The sequence below is a fragment of the Nostoc sp. CCY0012 genome (assembly GCF_963920855.1).
Classification (GTDB): Bacteria; Cyanobacteriota; Cyanobacteriia; order Cyanobacteriales; family Nostocaceae; genus Cyanocohniella.
On sequence record NZ_CAWUDM010000013.1, the window covers coordinates 1 to 19,160 of the forward strand.

The window sequence follows — 19,160 nt, forward strand, 5'->3', positions numbered from 1 at the left end:
AGATGAGGCGGTGAGGATGCGCTGCCCATCGGGGCTAAAACTGGCAGTGTTGACTGTATTCTCATGCCCGGCCATTACAGTAATGTTTCGTACTTGATCTAAAATCGTCTGTAAAGCTAATACAGGGTTAGCGGCCGGATAGTCCTGGAGTTTTTTGATTCCCTGCTTGTCAATTAAACTTTTTAACTCTTTGCCATCCCGCATAGCTGCCAGCAAAGCCCCTATTTGATTAAACTGAAAGCGGTTAATATTTGCCAGTCCTGACCGTTCCAGCCTTATACCTGCCAAGGCAAGTTTTCGCTCTGCTTCCGTTTTTTGCAGGTCAACTTGCGCCTTTAGCACCTGTTCTTGCGCTCGTTGTTGTTCTGCTTCCGCAGTTTTTAACCCTTTCAAAGCCTGTTGCTGCTGTTCTTGCGCTTGTTTTAAGTCGTTTTGTGCCTTTTCTACTTGTCCCCGCGCCTGATTTTCTTTATTTTGCGCTTGTACTAGTTCTAGATTTGTTGCAGCCAGTTCTTTCTGGGCAGTTTCCTGTTGCTTTTTTAAATTAGCCTCAGCATCCTGTACCTTGTTATTAGCGTCAGCAATTCGCTGCTTTGCCGTTGCTAGTTCTTTCTCTCCCTGTTGTTTCTCCTGGTCAATTTTGTCTAGTTGGTTTTTCGCAGTAGCAAGTTGTTGATTACTTCTCCCCGCTAAAATTCCTAAAACAACCGCAGCCACTACAGAAATGAGTAACAAAACTGAAGCAATTTGCACTCTTTGTTTAGCCGTTTGATTCGCAGCTGCTAATATTGCTTGTTCCTTCTTGGCTAATTCTAAATCTCGCTCAAATTCTCTTCTTTCTAATTCCTGACTCGCATCCAAAAATCGGTCATCAACTTCAGTCAAACCTTTACCAATACGCCAACCCAAAGCCTCTTGTAACGCATTTCCCCGCAACAAGCGCGATTCATCTTGAAAATCAGCAGCCACCCAAGCATTAAAAGCATCAGAATAGGGACGCAACCTAGCTAAAATATTCTCACACCACTCTTGCTGAAACACCTCTGCATAGATGCGATTATAAATTCGCAACTTTCCATCCCGCCGCACCACCAACCCAGACAACCGCAGCACCATTTGGTCATCACTATCATCAGCAACAATCTCACCCTGCTGGATAATTTGCTGACACAACCCCAAAAGTCGCCCAGTTTGCTGTTCCCCACTCCGCATGATTCTGTCTCGAATCGTCTTCAAATGCTCCGGCTCATCCTGCCCTTCCCAATTCTCAATAATCCGCCTTCTAACAACTGCTTCCACTAACTGCTCAATTTGGGATTTTCCCTCATCCCCGCACTCTTCAATTAATAAGTTACAAACTTTCTGCGTCAAAAACGGTTGTCCTCCCGTCCAAGCCAACACCGCAGCCATCACCTCTTGCTGATTCCCCAACGCCCCTAAACCCTGCGCCAAAGGTTCCGCCTCATCTAGTTCAAAGCCGGTTAAATCAATAGCTCGTCCAATATTAAAAGGCGTGCGTCCCTTATGTTGAATCAAATCGGAAGGAGTAGACACCCCAATCAAGGCAAAAGTGAGACGGTTATATTCAGGATTATCAGCCCGGCGGTTATAGCAGTCTCGAATTACTGCAAAAAAGTCATCCAGATTAAAAGTCAAGCTAAGAATACTATCAATTTCGTCAATAAAAATAACTATATTGGCTGTGATTTCTTTTAATAAAACTGTTTCAATAAATTTACTAAAACGCTGCACAGGTGAAAGCAACTCGTTCTGATTCCACCACATTTCTAAATCAAAATCAGTATAAATATTAAAATATCCCACCAATGTATCAATCACCCCGGCATACCATTGTTCTGCCGTAATATCTGCCGTCCCCACTGAGGTAATATCAACAACAGCACGAGCCAACCCTTCATCCTGCAACTGTTGCATCACCCGCACCCGCAAGCTAGATTTCCCCATTTGGCGCGAGTTGAGGACATAACAAAATTTTCCAGCTTTCAAGCCTGCATACAAGTCATCATCAGCTTGGCGTTTGACATAAGTTGGTGCATCTTGGGGTAAGCTACCCCCGACTTGATACTGATACTGGGTCATAAATGGGTATAAGAGAATGTTTGAAAAGTCCTATTGTCGGTAGCAAAATATTTTAGATCCCCCTAAATCCCCCTTAAAAAGGGGGACTTTGATTCTTTTCCCCCCTTTTTAAGGGGGGCTAGGGGGGATCGAAACGCTGTTAGGCAACTTGATAAGACTTGTGTGTACACCGTAGTTTTTTAAGAGGGGGGATCAACACGTTGTAGGGCTAGGGTGATATCTTTTTCCTGAGTAACTTGAACCATTTTTTTAGACCTTTTAGGCGAATGGTAATTGAAAATAGATAAGAATAAGAACTAAAGTTCTTACTACGAACTTTTACTCCAACCCAGGCGATCGCAAAAGTATTTCCGGTATAAATTACATAAAGGCATAATGTTATTTCCTTGAAATTTGACTAACCCCATACTGCGGAGTTTAAAGGCTTCTGTTGTTCCCACGTTCACCGCCTCCTCGGCTGTGACTACTTGCTTCAGGGCTGCTAATAATTCTTCGTCCTCCTGCAAATTCAGTAAATGGCGGCGCAAGTGGTCATTATAGGGGCCGGCTTCTGTGGGTGCGACTTGTTCTAATTTGTCTAATGTCGTCCTCTCCCGCGCAATTTGATAAAGCGCCATTCGCACTAAATAAGGATGTCCACCCACAAGCATAATCAACTGTTGCACCTGGGAATTAGACCAACTTAACCCATGACGCTGGACTAAATCTTGCACCTGTTGTTGATTTAATTCTGGTAGTTCCACAGGTAAACCCACATTAAAGGGCGACTGATTGATATTCAGGGGAACGTACACTTCCTGAGAATGGACTATCACCAACTTAAGTTTTCGCCAATCTGGGTCATTTTTAGCCCGTTCATGCCAAGCCCGCAGCAAACCAAAAAAATCTGTAGCGATTATGGGATGCTTAAAAATTTCATCAACTTCATCTAAACCCAAAACAATCGGCTTGTCTATCTCCTTGAGCAAATACCTCTGAAAGTAATTTGTACACTTATTTTTACTGCCCAAAACCCCTTTCCAATAGTCGTCTAGCTTTTCTGGTAAACCCAAGCTATCGGTGACACTGGCGCAGAACCACTGCAAAAACATATTCAAGTTGCTGAGATATTCTGCACCACTAAGGATTGCAAGTTCAAATATACAGATTCATAGCCTTGTTTGCTGCCATAATCTAGAACTCTTGACATTAACGAGCTTTTACCCATCTGTCGTGGTGCTTTGATGCGAATTAATGCCCCATCTCTGAGAACTTCTTCATAACAGTCATTTTCCACAGGCGATCGCTTGATGTAAAATGGAGATTCCAAAGGTACTTGTCCTTCAGGATTTTCTAAGGCGATCGCTGGCATTGTGAGAGTTTCTTCACCTTGATTGTTGCGACTTTTGAGAACTGGTGTAGAAGACTCAGGAATGCTTTTGAGGTCAATGGCATTACAGCCAAATTTGTAAGCATCTTCATAAGATCTATTAGCACCCAGGGCATCATAAAATCCAATCGCAAACTCGATTGCTGCCACATCCCCAATTTTTTGATTCATTCCCATTACACAGTCAATGTGTTGGTAAATCGCCTCGGCTTGAACTTCGCTATAACAGGCGTTAAATAAGACACACTCAATTTTGTCTTTACACAACCCAAATAAATTAGCCAGCGCTTCTGTACTTACCAGTTGCCATTCTCCAATATCATTTTCTAAAACTAAACCCTCTTCACCAGCGCCATGTCCAGAAAAGTGGACTATCTGCGGCTCATAATCTAAAAGTCCACGACGCAAATCTTCAGGACGCACCGCCCATTTAGACATGATTTTAAACTGATCTCGGTTTTTAGCCCGTTCCAACCCTGCCTGAATTTCCCGTACTTCCTTATCTAAGCGCAAGGGACTAGTACTGGTGGGATTGGCTGATAAAATCAGTATTTTTTTCACAGAGGAAATAAAAATAAATTAACCCAGGGTTTTTACCTAAAAGTAGTGTACTACAACCAATATTCCCAAACATATGCTGGGTTATGGAGAATTGATTTATCTCAAGATACGCGGATCTTAATTTGCAAATGTACAAAAATAACAGCGGGTTAGGGGACTCCAACCCGCAAAACTTCTTAGACGATGTTTGAAAAGTAGCAGACTATATAAATATCCCCCCTAGCCCCCTGTTCAAGCGTGGATTTAAGGGGATCTAAAAATATTTGATACATCACTAACAACTTTTCAAACACGCTTCTAAATCACAAAAAATACATCAATTAAATCTTAACTACGATAGCAGTTCTGCATCAATCAGTAGAAATTTGCCAAATCTTAGCAGTTTCATCAGAACTACCACTAGCTAGAGTTTGTCCATTGGGACTAAAAGCTACAGACCAAATAGCCTTATTATGTCCGTTGAGATTATCAATTAACTTTCCTGTTTGTGTATTCCATAACTTAATTGTTCTGTCATAACTACCGCTAGCTAAAGTTTTCCCATTAGGACTGAAAGCTACGGAATAAATTGCTCTATTATGCCCTTTCATAACACAGTGCAACTGCCCATTTTGCAAATTCCATAACTTAATCATACGGTCAGAACTACCACTAGCTAGGGTTTGTCCATTGGGACTAAAGGCTATAGACCAAATCGGTTGATTATGAGCTGCTAAAGGTGTCCTTAATTTACCAGTACTTATGTGCCAAAGCATGATTTTACCACCTTCATCACCACTAGCCAGAGTTTGACCATCAGGGCTAATAGCTACTGTTCTCACTGGTTGTGATAGGTTGAAAGTCTGTAGTATTTCCCCAGTCTCTATATTCCATAAGTTCACTTTTCTGTCCCATCCAGCACTAGCAATAGTTTTACTATCTGGGCTAAAAGTAACTGCTTTAACATCATTAGAATGTCCAGATAAAGTGCGGATTAGTTCACCTGTGTTTAAATCCCACAACTTAACTTGATAATCCCAACTACCACTAGCTAAAATTTTACCATCGGGGCTAATTGCCACGGATTCTACAGAGTTTCCATGTCCTTGGAGTGTGTGAATTAATTTGCCAGTGTTAAGATTCCAAACTTTGATACTTTTATCATAATTGCCAGTTACAAGTTTTTGTCCATCGGGACTAATTGCGACAGAATAAACCCAGACTGATTGAGTATTAAAAGTGCGGATATATTCATTGTCTACAATTAATTTATTTGTAGAATTACCTAAAATCAAGGGTATACTACTTAGTCCAAGCAGTGTGGAAAAGACAACGCCGACTAAACCAATTTTGGTTTTTCTGTTAATTGGTTGGAGTTTCATAAATAAATTAATGGCAAATAATGGAAATAAATATGCTACTTAATCAGACAGTGGTTCTATTGATTTCTGTTCTTTAACTTTTGGAGACTTTTTCGTTTGCCGCTCTAGCCAACGTCTTCGTAAAAATAAAATGATCATTGTTGCCATTCCTATGACTACCAAGGGAGTCATAAAATTCCAATGTCCAGACATTTTGTCATTAATGTGCCAAAAAAGTAAAAACATTGCTACATAGGTTAATTGATGTAGCTGTCGCCAATTCTTCTTCATTTTTTTGACACACCAATCATTCGATGTGACCGTTAGCAGTGTAAAAATAATAAATGTTGCCGAGCCATGCACATATACTCTATAAGTAGTCAAATCGAAGAAATCGAAATTTCTTTTGGCTATTAAAAGCCAGGCATGTCCTAAAGCTAAAATAAAAGCTAAAATTCCTAATTGGCGGCGATATTTCAATAACTTGATGGGAAATTTAGCCTTCTTTAAAGCAGGAAAAACTATTCTTAAAGAAGTTGGAAGCAAAGTTAAAATATAACTAACTATTGCTAAACAACCTAGCAAATTAGCTAGCGGAATTGAATCGTAAAACCATGTTGCGTACATGATGCCCTCTTCCGTATTTATTACTATAGAGTTATTCAACTAGTAATGGGAAGATTACGGATTTTTATAGATGAAATTTATGGGAAATTCTTTGTTTAGTGAGAAAATATACTAGGGAATATGAATTAAATAACATACAAGTCTAGTTTTTGACCTCACCCCGCCTTTGACTTGCGTCATAGTCTCCCCTCTCCTTACCAAGGAGAGGGGTTGGGGTTGAGGTTCTGTATTTTATTAAATCCACATTCCTAAACTGAGTTTGACAAGTTTGACAGTGAGCGATCGCATCACTGCTTACTCCTCAAACCCGCTTGTCATCATTACCGAAATTTGACACATAAATAAAATAAAAAAGCAACCAACCACAGACAGTTTTTTATAAACTAAATTCTGCGGCATGATCATCCTCATCTAAATCTTGCCCCATCGCAGTGGGTTTAAATTTAGAACCATGAATGAGTTCACTAAAGTTAATTTCTGGATTGTGATGGAGAAGATTTAGTACACTAATAAAATCGCGGACAATTTCCCCAGGAGTGAGTAAAGCTTCTGCACCTAAGCGAGTAACAATTTCTTGGACAAATTCTTTTAACTGACTATTTTTTAAAGTCTGTTCATAACCGAAATTGAGTGCATGAATTTCAGTTAAGCGTTGCAAAAGGGTGAGAATTTCTGTTTCACTCAAAGGGTTCAACCGGATAACTGGCCCCAAATACTCCTGTACGCCCGATTGTGTAGCAAAACGACTTTCTTTTGTACGTCTTCTCCAAGCTTGGTCTGCAAATAGTCCCCGATTGGGGTCTTCTAAAAATTTGGTTGTTCCACCAATGAAAATGCCCAGATGTTCAGCTTTGCATTGCATGGTGTCATTAAACATTCCTAGCAATCTACGATAATTTTTATCGCGCGTTACAGTCGTAGATATTTGGTACAAATTTACAGCTTCATCAACTAAAATTAATAGCCCTTTATAGCCAATTTCTGCGACAAATTTAGCAAAGATTTTAATGTAATCATACCAACTATCATCATCAATGATAACGCGTACCCCTAAAGCAGCTTTGGCTTCAATTTTCGTGCTAAATTCTCCACGTAGCCAGCGCATTGCTGCATTTTTTAAATCATCATTATCTGAGCGATACCCACGCCAATACGCAATAATCACACTCCCAAAATCAAAGCCATGTACTAAATCTTCCATATATTGAACTACTTCCCGAATTTTGGTTTCAACTTGGTCATCAAAACCATCATCATTAGGACGTAAGTTTGTGTCTTTGACAACTTCTTGTTGAATCTTATTAATCCATCCTTCTAAAATTGAAACTAAAGCACCACCATCAGGACGCGTTTTTGTAGCTAGATGGCTCATTAATTCGCGGTAAGTTGCTAAACCTTCGTTATTAGTTCCTGCTAATCGGCGTTCAGTAGATAAATCAGCATCAGCTACCACAAAACCTTGTTCTAAAGCACGGTTACGAAGTAGTTGCAAGAGAAAGCTTTTACCTGAACCATAGTTACCAATGATGAAGCGAAATGCTGCTACACTTTCTGCGATGTCATCGAGGTTTTGTACTAGGCTTTGAAGTTCTTTTTCTCGACCAACTGCTATATATTCAACTCCTGTTCTCGGTACGACTCCAGCACCTAGAGATTTAATTAAAGCAGTAGAAATTTTTTTCGAGATTTTGAGCTTTGCCATGTAATTCACTTGACTGGATGTTCAACACAGAGGCAGATAATCGGTATTTTAGGAATAATACACCTAATTACTGATCATTTTAAGATGCCGTAGCAGGATTTAATTGGATGAGGTCTGTTTAGCAATGAGTTCTGCGTATACGTCCAGGATTTTTCTAACGTTGCTCAGATGCTCTTGATAAACTTCGGGAATTTCCAGACTCGGTTCAATGATTAATTCACCAATAGTATCATTTGCATGTTGATTAATAGAATCAATTAATAGATTTGGCATAGTAATATTTGTTTCGGCAATCTGCTTAATAGTAGGCTTGGGGTTCTCTTGTTCTACTATGGCTTTTAATACTTCAATTTCATGATTGGGCAATTGTTTTAAAAAATCATGCCATTCTTCAGGTAGAAGCTCAGAAGTGTAAGATTGAGTCTGGCGTGACTCTAAAGGTTCAACCAATTCGGAAAATGGAAATAACTCATTTTCATTTTCTGGGAGATTGTCAGGTGAAATATCCTGATTAAAATTTTCTGTTTGTTGCAGTAGTTCCCAAACTTGATTTTGTAACAAGTCTCGTTCTTGTTGTAATAAAGAAACTTGTCCTTCAATCTGCGTTAATTCTGATTGCTTTTCTGTGATTTTGTTTTGTAATTCATCGAAGTTTTTTGCTAACTTTTCTGTCTCATTCCTTGTAGATATTAGTAATTGATTTTGCTGGTTAACCTGTATTTCTATTTCTTGAATTTGAATCCGCAGTTCATACATTTTTTCCTCTAGTTGCGGCTTTAGTCTACCTAACAAGCTTAAATTACTTTCAAATTCTTGTTTTTCTTGCTGAAGTTGACAAATATGATTTTGTATCTGAGCAATTTCCGATTGATGTACATGGCAATTTAACTCCAGACGACGTTTTTCTGCGGTGAGGTGAGAACAAGTCTGATTCAGTTCTATTTTATTTTTTTCTAGAGTTTCTAGTTCGGTACTGAGAAGATTAGTTTCAGATTCTAACTGCTTTTTTTGCCCTGCAAATACCCCTAAATCTCGATGGAGACTATCTCTTTGGTTGCGACAATCTAATATTTGATTTTCTAATTTTTGCGACTCTGCATATAGTAAATTACGATGTTCTTCTATTTGGTTAATTTCTCTAAAAATTCGTGACTTTAGTCCTTCTGTTTCTTTAATTCGCTGATGGAGTGAAGTGAGAACTAGCATTTCATAGTTTCTGCGGCGCTTATCTATAAATAATGCTGCGGCATAGGTAGATAGTACCGTAATTATACCTGTAATTAAAGCTTGATTTATATCCCAACTGGGGACAAGACTAATGCCAAAACTCACACTAAAGGCAACTATACCTAGAATATATCGATTGCTTACCATTGCTGATTGCATATTGGTTATTTTGAGCATATTTGATTTAGGGGCAGTAAGTAGCTCTGGTGCTAAAGTATTTAGTTGTAACTATTTGTGCATAAAATTTGTGCGGTAAGTATAAAAAATTATCATCACCAGCCATTGAATTTGGTGGCTAAGTGGGGAACGCCTGTTTTGGAGTTGATAGTGATAAATTTGCTTTGAAAAAATGCACGAACTGTTGGGCTGTGCGTCCAGAACGCCCATTGTGGCGAGTTGCCCACTGTAATGCTTGATATTCTAAATCTTCCTGGGTGATATTAATTTCGGCTTGTGCTGCTAAATGTCGGACTATTGTTAAATAAGTTTGCTGATCGGCTGCCTCAAAAGTTAAGGTAAGACCAAAGCGATCGCTAAACGATAGTTTCTCTTGCATCGTATCCCAGGCATGGATTTCTTCGTTATCCTTGGGAGTTGGTCTATCTGCAAAAAACTCTCGAATCAGATGGCGGCGATTGGAAGTAGCATAGACAACTACGTTTTGTGGTCTAGCAGTTAAATTGCCTTCTAAAACTACTTTAAGCGCTTTAAACGCATCATCATCTTCTTCAAAGGACAAGTCATCGACAAAGATAATAAATTTTTGTGGCAAACCTCGCAGATGTTCCACAATTTTTGGTAAATCTTTCAAGTCAGACTTGGCCACTTCCAGCAACCGCAGCTGGCGATCGCCATACTCGTTTAACAAAGCTTTTACCAAAGAAGATTTTCCTGACCCCCGACTACCATAAAGTAATGTGTGCAGTGCGAACTCTCCTGATAATAAAAACTCTGTATTCTTAATCAAGATATCTTGCTGAGACTCGTAACCCACCAAAGTACTCAACTTTACTGGATCAGAATGCTTGATACCTATAAACTGGCCATCTTGCCAGCGCAAGGCATGATATTGTGCGAATAAACCCGTACCAAATTGCCGATAATGATCCGCCAAATCTTCTACAGCATCCGCCCAATTTTCCAACTGTTGTAGAGACTCTATTAATTGTTTCTCCATCTCCAGTCTGTCTTGTTTTCTGTACCACACCACAGGGGAAACGGGTAAATGGGCTACAGTTTGCACCCATTCGCTCAAATAAGCGCTGCTACATTGATAAAGACTCTGGAACACCTGTAAATCATGCTCGGCGGCTGCTACTAATGCCGGAGGTAAATTCCCAAACTCTTGCTGTTGAGCCAGCCTGGTAAAAGGATTCTCGGATATGAGAATTTGAGTAATGAGGTAGTCCTCCCAAGTTTGATTTTTAGCAGCTAAGGCGTAAAAATAACTGCCATAAGCTTGGAGACAACCCCGTGCATCGGCATCAGTGTAACGTATAGCTTGCAACAGGTCAATAAATGCTATCCCTACTTCGTTTTGGAGGACGGATTGGTACAGTAAGAGTGATGCTGCTTGACGTTGGAGAAATTGAATCTGTCCTTGACTATAGGATGAACTACTGGCTCTGGGCATCGCTTGATTATCCATCAATCAACTGGGTGATGTAGCTAAACAGCTATGGTAAATTGTCTGCTGACCCTGGCAGCAAAATCAAAATCTACATAGGTTTTAACAATGAACTCAAGTATAGTTGCTGCTTTTGCCTACGGTATATTAGCGATTGTTGGTGGCATTGTTGGTTACATTCAGGCTAATAGTCAAGTTTCCCTCCTCAGTGGTGTGATCAGTGGTTTACTGCTAGTTTTGGCTGGTTATTTGCAAATCCAAGGTCAAGCATGGGCTTTGATTTTAGCAGTTTTAGTTACAGGCAGTTTAGTGTTTTTCTTTGCTCTCAGGTTGGCTAAAACACGCAAGTTTATGCCTGCGGGATTGATGACCATTCTCGGTGTACTGGCACTAACGTTTATGGTAAATCAACTAATTACTGGTAGTTAATAATTATCTTGATCCAATTTTGGTTCAGTTTTTATAGTACATTTATATTATCACAGAGTTAGTTTTGTCACATTACAAAGTATGAACAAAGTCAGTGTACGATAAATTAATGTAAATTCCACGAACCTCTAGCCCTCTCCAACGCGGGGCTACGGTGTACACAAATGAGCGATCGCGCGAATCAAACCTTTTATAACCTCTCGTCAGAGAAAAAATCCTCGCCGAACGGTAAAAGCCCCAACGCCACTTCCCTGAAGTCGGGAAACCCGCCCACGAGACTGGCTCTCCCTTGTGGGTGGCTAAATTAATTGCAAATTGCGTAAAGCCCTAGTGGGCATAGCTGCGCTTACCGCGTTAGCGTGCCGTAGGCTCTATTGCGAATTATTTTTATATTTAGTTGGTATATTTACTAACCAATAATTAATTTTTAATTTTTGATTTTTGATTTTTATTTAATCATGTAGAGACAAGACTTTTCCTATCTCTACAGATACAACAGGAGCTATATAGAGATAACTCTATGAGAACTATTTAATGAAACTTTGCATTGTGCCGGATCAAATTCATAAATTCCTCGCGGGTTCTACCATCTTCTGCAAACACACCCCGCATGGCACTGCTAACAGTCCAAGAGCCAGGTTTTTGTACACCCCGCATAACCATACACATATGAGTTGCTTCTACTACCACTGCAACACCTTGGGGTTTGAGTAATCTTTGTAGAGCGTCAGCAATTTGTGTGGTGAGGCGTTCTTGCACTTGCAAACGTCGTGCATACATTTCACAAATGCGGGCAATTTTAGATAAACCTATGACTTTACCGTTGGGAATATAAGCAACATGAGCGCGCCCAATTATTGGCAGGATATGATGCTCACAGGAACTAAAAATATCGATGTCCCGAACTAACACCATTTCATTGGCATCTTCTGTGAAAACTGCTCCATTTAGCAGTTCGTCCAAAGACTCATGATATCCCTTTGTGAGAAACTGCAAGGCTTTAACCACTCTTTTGGGAGTGTCTAAAAGTCCTTCACGGTCTGGATCTTCTCCTAATCCAATCAACAAAGTACGCACAGCCTGCATCATTTCTGCTTCTGTGACTTTTGGCTGTTTTTGAGTGGCTAAAGATGACAGTACCTGATCAGCAGAAGTTAGATCGGGACGAATCGATAGAGTCATTTTGTAAGTTTTGTAAGAATGTTGTATGAGTTAATCAGTTGTCAGATTCTTGTGGCTATTGCCTCTGACTACCCCTGACTAATAAATGAGTGTAACATAACTTTACACTTCATTATCATACCAAACATTTATGCAAACGTGAGTGAATTTCACTGGTTTCTAAGTTTCGTCCAATGAAAACTAGCTGATTTTTTGGTGGAGAATACCAATCATCAGCGTGTAAATTGTAACGAGGCCCACTCAGTTGAAAAATATGGCGTAACTCGCTGTCACTAAACCAGAGAATCCCTTTTGCTCGAAATACACCTGCTGGCATTTCTTCAGCTAGAAAGGCTTCAAACTTGTGAACATCAAACGGGCGATCGCTTTGGAAAGAAATGGAAATAAATCCATCATTGTCTAAATGATCAGAGTGATGGTGATGATGCTCATGTTCATGATGGTGATGTTCATGGTGATGATGCTCTTTGTGGGCATCTTCTTCTGCAATGGAAATATACTTATCTTTGGGAGTCAAATCTGTGCCTAACAGCAATGGTAATGGCACTTGTCCATATTGAGTGTGCAAAATCTTCGCACCCACTTTGACTTCATAGATAAATGACTCTACTTCTTTTATTTTTTCTGGAGTAACTAAGTCAACTTTATTCAGGAGGATAATATCTCCATAAGTTATCTGTTTTAATGCTGATTCACTTTGAAAATGCTCGCTATCAAATGCTTCGGTATCTACTAAGGTGAGAATAGAATCTAGGTTTGTTAAATCTCTGAGTTCTGTCCCTAAGAAAGTTAAAATAATTGGTAGGGGGTCGGCAACTCCTGTAGTTTCAATTACTAAATAATCAATGCGTTCTTCTCGTTCTAAAACTCGATAAACAGCGTCAACTAATCCGTCATTGATGGTACAACAAATACAACCATTGCTCAGTTCCATCATGTCTTTATCTACGGAAACTAGCAATTGGCTATCAATGTTGATATCACCAAATTCGTTGACTAGGACGGCAACTTTTAAGTCTTGTTTGTTTTTGAGTATTTGATTGAGAAGTGTAGTTTTACCACTGCCTAAAAATCCGGTGATGAGGGTGACTGGCATTCCCTGTTTGGGAATTTCAGGGATGATATTGGTTTCTGATTTACTTAATGTTGTCATAATTGTATCCTACTGGGAATTGATTCAGGTAAAATAGCAATATTATGAGGAATAAACCGCAAATAATGCCAAAGCAAAGAAAGTTTAAAATGGGTTTTGCGTTAGTCTCATGTACAGTATTTTGTCAGCATATGATAAATCTTGTGGAGTGGGTATCTTGACCTTGTTCACCTTATTTATCTAAAAGAAGTTGAGTGATATCTTCATAATCTATGTCGGCGATTGCTTTATGAATTTTGTACTGTTGAGGTGGCATTGTCATGAGAGAAATTACTGTCTCAATTGGGGGGCAATTTGCTTCAGTACAACTTAATTGACTTAGGGAAATAGGCGTGTCTGGATCAATTGGGAAAATTTGATAAATCCATTGTTTAATTGGTGCTATTAGTTGGGGATTTACTGGAGGTTTTTTGTTGCTAAATGAGAAGTTCATGCTGGGGATTTTAGATGAATGTTTTGGATGCGATCGCTTGTTGCACTTTCTCGATAATGTCATTAATGGTTAATGCACCTAAATCACCAGTTTGTCTGGTACGGATACTTAAGGTTTGGTTTTCTACTTCGCGGTTACCGATGACAGCAACGACGGGAATTTTTGCTAATTCGGCTGTGCGAATTTGTTTGCCTAATCGCTCACCGCTATTATCTATTTCTACCCGGATACCAGATTTTTTGAAAGTTGCAGCTACAGTTTTAGCATATTCGCGTACGTCATCGCTAACTGGTAACAGCCTAATTTGTATCGGTGCTAACCACAGAGGAAAATCACCAGCATAATTCTCAATTAAGATGCCAAAAAATCGCTCTAAAGAACCAAAAATTGCCCGATGAATCATAATTGGTCTTTGGCGATCGCCTGCTGGGGCAACATATTCCATATTGAAACGTTCGGGCAAGTTAAAATCAACTTGAATCGTGGAACATTGCCAACGACGACCAATAGCATCTTCTATTTTAATGTCGATTTTGGGGCCGTAAAAGGCACCGCCACCTTCATCAATGATATAATCCCAACCTTTGGTATCTAAGGCTTCTCGTAGTGCATTGGTGGCTAAATCCCAAACTTGATCATTACCTACTGATTTCTCTGGACGGGTAGACAAGTTAATTTCGTAATTGGTAAACCCGAAGTCCGATAATATTTGTTCTGTCAGATTTAACACACCCAAAATTTCTGGTGCGATTTGTTCAGGTAAACAAAAAATGTGAGCATCATCTTGAGTAAATCCCCTCACCCGCATCAAACCATGTAAAGCACCAGAACGTTCGTAGCGGTAGACTGTCCCTAGTTCACACACCCGAATTGGTAGTTCTCTGTATGAGTGCAGTTGATTTTTGTATGTGAGGACATGAAAAGGACAATTCATCGGCTTGAGTTGATAAGCCTGATTTTCTACATCTATCGAGTCAAACATATTTTCCCGATAGAAGTCAAAATGACCCGATGTTTTCCATAGTTCTAAATTAGCGACGTGGGGAGTGTAGAGTAATTGATAGTCGGCTGCTAAGTGCGATCGCTTCCAGTAATCTTCAATGATATGCCGAATTTGCGCCCCTTTAGGATGCCAGAAAACTAACCCACCACCAGCTTCGTCTTGAATACTGAACAAATTTAAATCTTGTCCTAGCTTTCTATGGTCACGCCGCAGCGCTTCTTCTCTGTGTTTTAAGTAAGCTTGTAAATCTGCGGGAGTTTCCCAAGCAGTGCCGTAAATGCGTTGTAACATCGGCTTGGTTTCATCACCTTGCCAATATGCACCCGCAACATTCAACAGCATAAAAGCATCAGGATAAATTTCCCCAGTAAAGTTGATATGGGGGCCAGCACACAAGTCCCACCAGTAATTTTGAGAACTGGTTAAATCGTCTTGTGAAACTGTAAATAACGAAGCTTCTGGCTGCACAACCGCATCAGGACTACCGATAAAGTAACGTGTAATGATGTCATTTGGGGAAATGCGTTCTAAAATTTCTATTTTGTAACTTTCACCTAAACGCGCAATTTCTGCTTGAATTTCCTCCCGTGACACTTCCTCACGGATAATCGGCAAATTAGCTTGAATTATCCGCCGCATCTCCCCAGCAATTTTATCCAAGTCCTCTGGTGTAAAGCTTACAGGACTATCAAAATCATAGTAAAAGCCTGTTTCTGTAACTGGGCCAGTTGCTACTCTAGTCCCTGGGAATAAGGTTTGCACAGCCATTGCCAAAATGTGGGCGCAAGTATGACGTATTCGCACCAGGTGCTGATTATCTAGCTGCTGCAATGTCTCCTGGGACTGGATGATAGAACTAACCATAGCAACAAAGTAATGAGAATCATTATCATGATAGCGCAAAAAATCCCACTGGCAACATTCAGCCATCAAATTTGATGCATAAAATTACTTGCGGGCTATGCCCATCTGACTAGAAACAGGACTTACGCAAAAATCACCAAAAACCTTAATTTATGGAACCGCCAAGACGCCAAGACGCCAAGACGCCAAGAATCCATAGAGTGTGCGTAAGTCCTATAGAAAATCAGAACAGTAATCAAGCGATCGCCACTTGATTTCATAACAATTCCTTAAATTCTTCACGATTGATTTGACAATCTCTTAGTATTTGTGCAAGCAAACCACGACCAATTGTTTCACCTGAATGTATAGGAACTACTGTCCTACGCCCATCGCTATGTACCATAATATGGTGACTGCCACGTACTCTAGCCACTTCAAAACCGATTTTGCTAAGGGCTGCAATCACCTCGCGTCCTGTAACACTGGGAAATTGACTCATATTTCGACTGCGACCCGTTGAATACCAACAAAGTCTAGTGACTCTAACTGGTCTTCCTCAAACTCCAAACAAAGTTCAATTGCTTCTCGAATACGTTTCATTAACTCATCTAAAGTTTGGGCTTGCGTATGACAACCAGGCAGGTTTGGGACAGAAGCAACAAAGTAACCATCTGCATCTCGTTCAATAATTACATTAAATTCTCGTTTCATGATGAGCTTATCTGAGTTTTTACTTTATGTTTTCATGATACAAAGAGCGATCGCCTGATAATTCCCCATATTCCTCATAGCATAACGGTATCTGAAAATTGGTAAAATTCAAGTTACGCATGAGGAGAACACAATAGACATGGTAGCAACTACAACTAACTTAAATATTCCTGCACTAGAAGCAGAATATAGTCAAAAAACACCAAGAGAAATCTTGAAATTTGCCTTGGAAACGTTTAATAACATCTCGATTTCTTTTAGTGGTGCGGAGGATGTTGTTTTAATTGATATTGCCTCAAAAATCACTAAAAATTTCCGTGTTTTTACTTTAGATACTGGACGCTTACACTCAGAAACGTATCAGTTTTTGGATCAAGTTAGAGAACACTATGGCATTAAACTAGAAGTCATGTTTCCCGATGCAGCCGAAGTGCAAGCCTTGGTAGAAGAAAAGGGTTTGTTCAGTTTCTATCAAGATGGTCACAAAGAATGCTGTGGTGTTCGCAAGGTAAGACCATTACGCCGTAAACTGAATACCCTGGATGCATGGATTACAGGCCAGCGCAAAGACCAAAGCCCCAGTACCCGTAATCATATTCCGGTGATTGAAGTTGATGGTGCTTTTTCTACAGAAGACCATCAATTAATTAAATTCAACCCCCTAGCCAACTGGTCTTCTGCACAAGTATGGGAATACATCCGCGCCTTAGATGTACCTTACAACAAATTGCATGAACGCGGTTTTGTGAGTATTGGTTGTGAACCTTGTACCAGACCTGTGTTACCTAACCAGCATGAACGCGAAGGTCGTTGGTGGTGGGAAGAATCCACAATGAAAGAATGCGGTTTACACGCTGCTAACTTAGAGAAATAGTCCATGCAAAAGTGCGATCAGCTACGCTAGGCGCACGAAGCGCCATCGCCTCCGGTGGGCGTTTTACGCCACCTCCATACTATTGGTTGGTGGCGATCGCCTTAAGCTTGCTTTCATCTAGAAACCTCCGGGACGTTGGAAACTTAGGGTTTCTAACCCTGAGAGGAAAACGGACACGGCAAATTTATTTGCCGTCAAATGTTTTCGTGGATGAAGTACAATGCATAGATGACTCAATCCATATCTGTAAAATGCAAGCTTATAGTTCCCTCTAACTTAGGCGGCGAAGTTGACCGCACGTTGAAGGGGTTTGCTGATGCTTGTAATCAGATTTTGGAAGTAGCTAAACGTGAAAATTGCTGGAATACTACCAAGCTTCACCATAAGGTTTATAAGCCTGTGCGTGAGGCTACAGGGTTGAAGGCTAATCATGTTTGCCAAGCTATTAGACGAGTTATTGGCAATGCCAAAGCGGTTAAACAAATCCATAAATTTAGACCCACCTCTATTAGCTTGGATGTTCGCACCTTTGTTTATAAGGAAGAAACCCAGTCTGTAGGGGTGACTTTGATGTGTGGACGAGTTGAATTTAAATTGTCGATTGGTGGTTATCAGATTGCACTGCTTAGGGGTCAAACTCCGACCAGTGCAACTTTGAATAAAACCAGACGAGGTGACTACTTTATCAACTTTGTAGTAGATATCCCAACGCAACCCACAGGTAAAACTCCCAAAGTAATTGGGGTTGATTTGGGTAGGCGAGATATCGCTACTACTTCCACAGGTAAATGTTGGAGTGGTAAACAGATTCAATCGGTTCGTGATCGATATAGTCAGGTTAGGGCGAACGTTCAAAGCAAACGCACTAGGAACTCTAGAAGACTCCTTAGAAGGCTCTCCGGTAGAGAACGCCGCTTTCAAAAATGGTTGAATCACAACATTTCTCAACAACTTGTTCAAGATACAAAACAGATAAACGCAGCGTTGGCTTTTGAGGATTTGACAAATATCAGGGAATCGCTCAACCAAAAGCCAAGAAGCAAAACTGAACGTCGCAGAACTAATAATTGGGCGTTTTATCAGCTGCGTTTGTTTGTTGAGTACAAAGCCAATATCGCTGGTGTTCAAGTGGTATTCGTTCCACCCGCCTACACCAGTCAGACTTGTTCCCGATGTGGACATATTCACCCTGTTCAGGGTAAATCTTATCGCAACGGCAAGTTTTTCAAGTGTGGGCATTGTGGTTTTGAACATGATTCGGATATCAACGCGGCTTTTAATATTGCTGCTTTGGGGGCTTGTGTAAGCAGTCCCCAAAGTCCGGGGATGAGTTGTCAATTGCTGGGGCAAATGTCTCTGTTTGAGATGATTCAAATCTGTGGCTAAAGCCCCGCGTCTTTAGACCAGGGTATGCTTACAAAACTGTCTCGCAGATGAAAATCAGCTTGTACGCCGCAATGAGTTAATGCCCAATAAGTTACTATATCATTGCTATGTTTAATAACAGTAGTGATAGCAATTTCCAGGGTTTGTTTGGCTGCAATAATTTCACTCAAATCAATATTCACAACCAGTGATAAATCATCGGATTGATGAACATCAAAAGGAAGCACACTAAAAGCTGTTTCCTCTGTCATTCCTTGGCGGTATCCATGAAAATGATAGACATTCCAGTGTCCGGCGGGTGAAAGATTAAATTCCCAATACTGTGCTGAATCTTTGACACCTAAGAAAAATTCAAAACAAGTCTCTTCCCACAATTCATGTTTGCGTGTTGGTGTATTTGATGGTGGTGGAATCACAACTGCTTTTAAGTCAGCCATTAGATGATAGTTAATAGTTAGTTGGTTATGATGTCGAGTAATACTACCAGTGATTTGCAAGTTAGGTAGAGTCTCGTTTGAGGGAAATGGTTGCAGGGTAAATGTCTGGTTATTCATGCCAAATTTGTGAAGTAATTTAGAAGATAAGTTTGT

At 40.2% G+C, this 19,160-nt stretch carries 17 protein-coding genes and 1 pseudogene; 4 read left to right on the top strand and 14 right to left on the bottom strand.

Annotated elements, in window-relative coordinates:
- The 7 genes and pseudogenes from ACM0OS_RS05180 to ACM0OS_RS05210 form a co-directional block, all read right to left on the bottom strand.
- The coding region (locus ACM0OS_RS05180) for an AAA-like domain-containing protein (protein ID WP_414542097.1) at positions 1–2,100 on the bottom strand (2,100 nt) is incomplete at its 3' end.
- A gap of 308 nt (positions 2,101–2,408) precedes the next feature.
- A pseudogene (locus ACM0OS_RS05185) lies at positions 2,409–4,030 on the bottom strand (AAA-like domain-containing protein).
- A 350-nt stretch (positions 4,031–4,380) separates the two neighbouring features.
- Positions 4,381–5,391 (bottom strand): WD40 repeat domain-containing protein, encoded by a 1,011-nt coding sequence (locus ACM0OS_RS05190; protein WP_414542098.1) that lies wholly within the window; start codon positions 5,389–5,391, stop codon positions 4,381–4,383.
- Positions 5,392–5,430: 39 nt separating this feature from the next.
- On the bottom strand, positions 5,431–5,997 hold the full coding sequence (locus tag ACM0OS_RS05195; protein WP_414542099.1) for a ferric reductase-like transmembrane domain-containing protein: 567 nt from the start codon (positions 5,995–5,997) through the stop codon (positions 5,431–5,433).
- A gap of 376 nt (positions 5,998–6,373) precedes the next feature.
- Positions 6,374–7,699 (bottom strand): ATP-binding protein, encoded by a 1,326-nt coding sequence (locus tag ACM0OS_RS05200; RefSeq protein WP_414542100.1) that lies wholly within the window; start codon positions 7,697–7,699, stop codon positions 6,374–6,376.
- A 99-nt stretch (positions 7,700–7,798) separates the two neighbouring features.
- Positions 7,799–9,085 carry a tellurite resistance TerB C-terminal domain-containing protein gene (locus tag ACM0OS_RS05205; RefSeq protein WP_414542168.1) on the bottom strand — a complete coding sequence of 429 codons (1,287 nt, stop codon included), beginning with the start codon at positions 9,083–9,085 and terminating at the stop codon, positions 7,799–7,801.
- A gap of 136 nt (positions 9,086–9,221) precedes the next feature.
- Positions 9,222–10,574, bottom strand: a complete 1,353-nt coding sequence (locus ACM0OS_RS05210; protein ID WP_414542101.1) for an ATP-binding protein — start codon at positions 10,572–10,574, stop codon at positions 9,222–9,224.
- 87 nt (positions 10,575–10,661) lie between these two features.
- Between ACM0OS_RS05210 and ACM0OS_RS05215 the strand changes: the two genes are divergently transcribed.
- Complete coding sequence (locus tag ACM0OS_RS05215; RefSeq protein ID WP_414542102.1) at positions 10,662–10,982, top strand: TMEM14 family protein; 321 nt, start codon at positions 10,662–10,664, stop codon at positions 10,980–10,982.
- A 531-nt stretch (positions 10,983–11,513) separates the two neighbouring features.
- On the opposite strand, the gene folE is transcribed toward ACM0OS_RS05215, so the two are convergent.
- From folE to ACM0OS_RS05245, 6 genes are all read right to left on the bottom strand, one after another.
- Positions 11,514–12,164, bottom strand: coding sequence for a GTP cyclohydrolase I FolE (folE, locus tag ACM0OS_RS05220; protein WP_414542103.1), 651 nt, complete (start codon positions 12,162–12,164; stop codon positions 11,514–11,516).
- 115 nt (positions 12,165–12,279) lie between these two features.
- A complete protein-coding gene (locus ACM0OS_RS05225; protein ID WP_414542104.1) occupies positions 12,280–13,317 on the bottom strand; it encodes a CobW family GTP-binding protein in 1,038 nt (345 codons plus the stop codon).
- Between the two features lie 172 nt (positions 13,318–13,489).
- Entirely contained in the window at positions 13,490–13,750 is a 261-nt protein-coding gene (locus ACM0OS_RS05230; RefSeq protein ID WP_414542105.1) for a hypothetical protein, read from the bottom strand.
- A 10-nt stretch (positions 13,751–13,760) separates the two neighbouring features.
- Positions 13,761–15,617, bottom strand: a complete 1,857-nt coding sequence (gene thrS, locus ACM0OS_RS05235; RefSeq protein ID WP_414542169.1) for a threonine--tRNA ligase — start codon at positions 15,615–15,617, stop codon at positions 13,761–13,763.
- Between the two features lie 256 nt (positions 15,618–15,873).
- The gene (locus tag ACM0OS_RS05240; protein ID WP_414542106.1) at positions 15,874–16,098 is read right to left on the bottom strand and encodes a type II toxin-antitoxin system HicA family toxin; all 225 of its coding nucleotides are present in this window, start codon (positions 16,096–16,098) and stop codon (positions 15,874–15,876) included.
- Positions 16,095–16,310: a type II toxin-antitoxin system HicB family antitoxin gene (locus ACM0OS_RS05245; RefSeq protein ID WP_414542107.1), complete on the bottom strand. Its 216-nt coding sequence runs from the start codon at positions 16,308–16,310 to the stop codon at positions 16,095–16,097. Before ACM0OS_RS05245 ends, ACM0OS_RS05240 begins: the two co-directional genes overlap by 4 nt.
- A 139-nt stretch (positions 16,311–16,449) precedes the next feature.
- On the opposite strand from ACM0OS_RS05245, the gene ACM0OS_RS05250 reads away from it, so the two are divergent.
- From ACM0OS_RS05250 to ACM0OS_RS05260, 3 genes are read left to right on the top strand one after another with little or no spacing between them, the layout of a single operon-like run.
- Complete coding sequence (locus ACM0OS_RS05250; RefSeq protein ID WP_414542108.1) at positions 16,450–17,184, top strand: phosphoadenylyl-sulfate reductase; 735 nt, start codon at positions 16,450–16,452, stop codon at positions 17,182–17,184.
- Between the two features lie 11 nt (positions 17,185–17,195).
- The gene (locus ACM0OS_RS05255; RefSeq protein ID WP_414542109.1) at positions 17,196–17,459 is read left to right on the top strand and encodes a hypothetical protein; all 264 of its coding nucleotides are present in this window, start codon (positions 17,196–17,198) and stop codon (positions 17,457–17,459) included.
- Positions 17,413–18,570 (top strand): RNA-guided endonuclease InsQ/TnpB family protein, encoded by a 1,158-nt coding sequence (locus tag ACM0OS_RS05260; protein WP_414542110.1) that lies wholly within the window; start codon positions 17,413–17,415, stop codon positions 18,568–18,570. Before ACM0OS_RS05255 ends, ACM0OS_RS05260 begins: the two co-directional genes overlap by 47 nt.
- On the opposite strand, the gene ACM0OS_RS05265 is transcribed toward ACM0OS_RS05260, so the two are convergent.
- Complete coding sequence (locus tag ACM0OS_RS05265) at positions 18,567–19,124, bottom strand: DOMON-like domain-containing protein (RefSeq protein WP_414542170.1); 558 nt, start codon at positions 19,122–19,124, stop codon at positions 18,567–18,569. The genes ACM0OS_RS05260 and ACM0OS_RS05265 overlap by 4 nt on opposite strands.
- Positions 19,125–19,160 lie beyond the last annotated feature (36 nt).

Coding starts and splice junctions, on each gene's coding strand:
- ACM0OS_RS05190 (WP_414542098.1), bottom strand. CDS start 5,391: ATGAAACTCCAACCAATTAACAGAAAAACCAAAATTGGTTTAGTCGGC.
- ACM0OS_RS05195 (WP_414542099.1), bottom strand. CDS start 5,997: ATGTACGCAACATGGTTTTACGATTCAATTCCGCTAGCTAATTTGCTA.
- ACM0OS_RS05200 (WP_414542100.1), bottom strand. CDS start 7,699: ATGGCAAAGCTCAAAATCTCGAAAAAAATTTCTACTGCTTTAATTAAA.
- ACM0OS_RS05205 (WP_414542168.1), bottom strand. CDS start 9,085: ATGCAATCAGCAATGGTAAGCAATCGATATATTCTAGGTATAGTTGCC.
- ACM0OS_RS05210 (WP_414542101.1), bottom strand. CDS start 10,574: ATGGATAATCAAGCGATGCCCAGAGCCAGTAGTTCATCCTATAGTCAA.
- ACM0OS_RS05215 (WP_414542102.1), top strand. CDS start 10,662: ATGAACTCAAGTATAGTTGCTGCTTTTGCCTACGGTATATTAGCGATT.
- folE (WP_414542103.1), bottom strand. CDS start 12,164: ATGACTCTATCGATTCGTCCCGATCTAACTTCTGCTGATCAGGTACTG.
- ACM0OS_RS05225 (WP_414542104.1), bottom strand. CDS start 13,317: ATGACAACATTAAGTAAATCAGAAACCAATATCATCCCTGAAATTCCC.
- ACM0OS_RS05230 (WP_414542105.1), bottom strand. CDS start 13,750: ATGAACTTCTCATTTAGCAACAAAAAACCTCCAGTAAATCCCCAACTA.
- thrS (WP_414542169.1), bottom strand. CDS start 15,617: ATGGTTAGTTCTATCATCCAGTCCCAGGAGACATTGCAGCAGCTAGAT.
- ACM0OS_RS05240 (WP_414542106.1), bottom strand. CDS start 16,098: ATGAGTCAATTTCCCAGTGTTACAGGACGCGAGGTGATTGCAGCCCTT.
- ACM0OS_RS05245 (WP_414542107.1), bottom strand. CDS start 16,310: ATGAAACGAGAATTTAATGTAATTATTGAACGAGATGCAGATGGTTAC.
- ACM0OS_RS05250 (WP_414542108.1), top strand. CDS start 16,450: ATGGTAGCAACTACAACTAACTTAAATATTCCTGCACTAGAAGCAGAA.
- ACM0OS_RS05260 (WP_414542110.1), top strand. CDS start 17,413: ATGACTCAATCCATATCTGTAAAATGCAAGCTTATAGTTCCCTCTAAC.
- ACM0OS_RS05265 (WP_414542170.1), bottom strand. CDS start 19,124: ATGAATAACCAGACATTTACCCTGCAACCATTTCCCTCAAACGAGACT.